Here is a 3,525-nt window from a genome sequence, read left to right as displayed (position 1 = left end):
GGCGACGCCATCCCTTAAATGCTTCTCGACAACATCGAAGAGCTCATCCTCAGCGAAATAGGCCCCCCCACCGCCCTTCCTCTTAAACGAGTCTATGAATGCTTGGTAAGTCGGTACTGTCCCCCCCCACGGGTAACCTAGACTCCTTAATTATTACCCTACGTATCTCATCTAGGTCGCCACTTGTCGATAGGTCCATCAGCGTATCGCCCCCCCACTTATTGGCGATCCTAACCTTCTCAAGCTCGGTCTCGAGACTCACGACCTCGCTTGACGTGCCTATATTAACGTTAACCTTAGTCGTTAACCCTAGGCCAACAGCGCTAGCCTTGTCGGGTAATTTAATGTTCCTAATAATTATGGCTCTGCCGCTGGCTATCCTCTTGGCTAGTTTATACTCATTAACACCTTCACGCCTAGCCACAGCCCTAACCTCATCTGGAATTCTACCTTCCCTAACCTCCTCGATTATTGTCTTAGCCATTAATAACTAACTTATTATCTTATTATTAAGCTTTTATTGAACATAGCCTACAAACCCCTTTTTAAGGGAATCACGTAATAATTAATCACGTGGAGGAACTGCTTATGTTTATCAATGAGGAGAGTAGGAAGAGGGATGTTGCCGTAGAGTTATTTCTGGCTGATTTACTGGCTCAGAGACTTGATCCTAAGGATAGGGTTGACATTTACCTAAAAATTCATGAAGAACTACTTAGACATAGTGATGATGAGTATGCCAAGGGCGACTTAGTCCAGGCAAGCGAAAAACTTTGGGGTGCCGTTGTGGCCCTGCTTAAGGCAGTTGCCGAGTTGAGGGGTTGGGAGCACTATAGCCATAGGGATTATGACGTGTTAATCAGCAAATTATTTAAAATTATTTAAAGAGACAAAGTAACTATTACTTTATTTTGGAGCCGCCGAGCGTTTACATGCAAATTTTTACCATAATTTCATGACGAGGGACGAGTATGAGGTGCATAGGGAATACGTTCTTAAATTAATAAATAAGTTAAGGGGTTTATTAAAGCGTTAAATAATGATAATAAACGTCACTCACTACGTTATTAAACGTTTAACAAATCATAAATAATCCCAAGCAGGCTAATCCCCCCCGATGTCGGTATCACCCGCCTTCGAGTATCTCGAGAAGCTCAGGGACTTCTTCTACGGTATGCTGGAGTTGAGGGATAGGCTTAGGGAGAGGGGGGGATTTAGCTGGCCTAGGCCTTATGAGGTGGATGGCATTGTTACCGGCACGGTGAAGGTTAAGGTTGGCTTCCCATCAATGCTTAGGAATGGGGTCATAATGGACGTGACCAATGTAGAGCAGGCTCAAATTGCTGAGGAGGCAGGTGCCGTTGGCGTAATGGTCCTTGATAAGTTGCCCTACGATGTGCGTAAGGCAGGTGGCGTGGCTAGGATGGCTGATGTCAAGGTTATTGAGGATGTGATGAGGCACGTAACAATACCGGTTTCTGCAAAGGTGAGGATTGGCCATTACTATGAGGCTTTATTCTTGAGCAGGTGGGTGTTGATTTAATAGATGAGTCTGAGGTGCTTACGCCGGTTGATGAGCAGCACCACATCAATAAGTGGTTGTTCACCGTGCCCTTCGTCAATGGATGCCGTGAGTTGTGCGAGGCACTTAGGAGGATTAGTGAGGGTGCGTCGATGATAAGGTCTAAGGGTGAGGCGGGTACGGGGGGGAACGTCAGTGAGGCCGTTAAGCACTTTAAGGTTCTTTACAAGGCGATTAATGAGTTGTACGCAGCCTATAGGGATGGTGATGAGGAGAGGCTGAGGGACTTCGCCAGGCAGTGCCAGGTGTGTGGTTTTGTTTTGCCCGTGGGCCCTGGGCGGGGGGTTATTGACAGCCTAGGCTCGTCATTGCCTTTGTTATTGCCTTCATCCTCCTTTCCTTACCCTCGTTAACCGTCTCCTCGAGCATCCTCCTAAGCACCTCACAGACCTTGGTAACAAGCTCTGGGTGTTTCCTGATTGCTTTTATGCCCATGTAGACCACGTACCTATCGCCCCCCCGCCTACCCAGCTTAACCTCCTCATAACCTGCGTTCTTCAGCCTCGTCAAAACCTCCACGGCGTCATTATAATCATAACGACTAGCCATCAACTCCACGAAGCCGTTATTACACACATGCACATGCATCTTAATGCCGGCGACCTCGATCGATGACCTACCCAGGGGGGGCTTAACCCTCATGTTCGCCAGCGTTATTAATCGCCTAAGCTTATCCGCATCAGGCAAGGCGCTCAAGTCCTCAATCAAAGCCTTGATTAATGAATCACCAAGCATTTTCCTAATAAGATCGACAGCCCTCGAAGCCCAAATCATATACGTTACATTATGTCTCCTATCCCTCTCCCTGAACCCGAGGCTCCTCAACCTCTCGATTATGCTGCCCCCACAATTCACGCTTCGACTCGCCCATGTGGAGCCTAACAAACTTCTCCTCAACATCCACATCACCATCGCCAAGCACAGCGAACAACAAGAAGATCACGAAGTCATCACTGCTCAATTTGCCGACCTCCCCAGCAACCTCGGCTTTGCTCCTAACCTCATCCTTGTGGTCAATAGCCATTAATTTCCACGCAATGCCCACGTCATTGCCATTGATGCCCACGCCATCTACGTACATGTGGTTTCTCCCAGGCCAAGCCAATAGCCAGGCGATGGCTTGCCAGAGCTGGTTAGTACCCATCACTGGATAGCCCCCCCTCTTATGAATCGAGCCGTCGGTCAGCAATAGCCCGTACTGCATAGCCCTTAGCTTGTTCTCGTCGAATAGCTTTGGCACGGCTATGTGAGTGCCCCCCCTGAGACCAGTGAATGCCATTTCTATCGTTATACTACCCGACTTGGCTACCCTCGCCACATTAATCGTTAGGTTCTCCGTGTATAGGTGCACCACGAAGCTCCTGTCCTCATTAAATGGGTCACCGCTAATGATTACCTTGGCTCTGCCGCTCCTTAAACTCTCAATCAACTCCTCGAGCTCTTGCCTGTAGGTCTTGAGCCATTTTTCCCTGGCTTGTTCTGCGAGCATCAGCATTTTCCTGCCGACTTTAAGCATTGTCCTCCTCAGGTTGGCTATGTTTTTGTCGTTGCTTTCCTTAATCTCCTCCTCAATCTTTTGTAGCCAATCACTCAATGCCTTAATTGACTCGTCAAACGGCGTGTTCTCACCACTCAGCAACACGCCCCTATGTTTCTCAACCCTATTGAGGAACTCATTGATTAGCCTATTAACCTCCTCAACAACCCTCGGGTCATTAACTGGCTCACCGCATTTGAGCTCCTACCTCTAGACCCAACTCCCCCCCAGCATATGGTGGCTGGGCCCCCCCCTCCGCGTCGACGCGGTCCTGCACACGCAACCTAGGTAGCCTAGGCAGCTTAGGCTGCTCACCCTCCTCCCTCCTTATGGCCCCCCCGCCGGGAACCCCCCCCAACCAGCGGGGTTTAAACTCATCCACCGTGGAACCACCCACGGCATCATC

Annotated in this window: 5 protein-coding genes and 1 pseudogene; 2 read left to right on the top strand and 4 right to left on the bottom strand. The window is 49.2% G+C overall.

The features are described from left to right. Positions 1-82: 82 nt before the first annotated feature. A complete protein-coding gene (locus JCM11216_RS13990) occupies positions 83-484 on the bottom strand; it encodes a phosphomethylpyrimidine synthase ThiC (RefSeq protein WP_054854592.1) in 402 nt (133 codons plus the stop codon). Positions 485-573: 89 nt separating this feature from the next. Here JCM11216_RS13990 and JCM11216_RS13985 point away from each other — a divergent pair, with 89 nt between their 5' ends. Both JCM11216_RS13985 and JCM11216_RS13980 read left to right on the top strand, forming a co-directional pair. After that, positions 574-885, top strand: coding sequence for a PaREP1 family protein (locus tag JCM11216_RS13985; RefSeq protein WP_243676464.1), 312 nt, complete (start codon positions 574-576; stop codon positions 883-885). A gap of 403 nt (positions 886-1,288) precedes the next feature. After that, positions 1,289-1,827 (top strand): annotated as a pseudogene (locus tag JCM11216_RS13980) (pyridoxal 5'-phosphate synthase lyase subunit PdxS); the annotation flags it as partial. 40 nt (positions 1,828-1,867) lie between these two features. Here the strand turns inward: JCM11216_RS13980 and JCM11216_RS20275 are convergent. From JCM11216_RS20275 to JCM11216_RS20265, 3 genes are all read right to left on the bottom strand, one after another. After that, a complete protein-coding gene (locus JCM11216_RS20275; RefSeq protein WP_243676463.1) occupies positions 1,868-2,407 on the bottom strand; it encodes a hypothetical protein in 540 nt (179 codons plus the stop codon). Then, on the bottom strand, positions 2,376-3,221 hold the full coding sequence (locus JCM11216_RS20270) for a hypothetical protein (RefSeq protein ID WP_243676462.1): 846 nt from the start codon (positions 3,219-3,221) through the stop codon (positions 2,376-2,378). Before JCM11216_RS20270 ends, JCM11216_RS20275 begins: the two co-directional genes overlap by 32 nt. A gap of 85 nt (positions 3,222-3,306) precedes the next feature. Next, positions 3,307-3,525, bottom strand: a 219-nt coding sequence (locus JCM11216_RS20265; RefSeq protein WP_243676461.1) for a hypothetical protein, incomplete at its 5' end; no start/stop codon positions are given.

Source organism: Vulcanisaeta distributa JCM 11216, assembly GCF_001315985.1.
In the GTDB taxonomy this organism is placed as follows: Archaea; Thermoproteota; Thermoprotei; order Thermoproteales; family Thermocladiaceae; genus Vulcanisaeta; species Vulcanisaeta distributa_E.
Note: the sequence above shows the minus strand (reverse complement) of the source record. Positions and strands in the feature narration are given on the sequence as shown.

Coding starts and splice junctions, on each gene's coding strand:
- JCM11216_RS13990 (WP_054854592.1), bottom strand. CDS start 484: ATGGCTAAGACAATAATCGAGGAGGTTAGGGAAGGTAGAATTCCAGAT.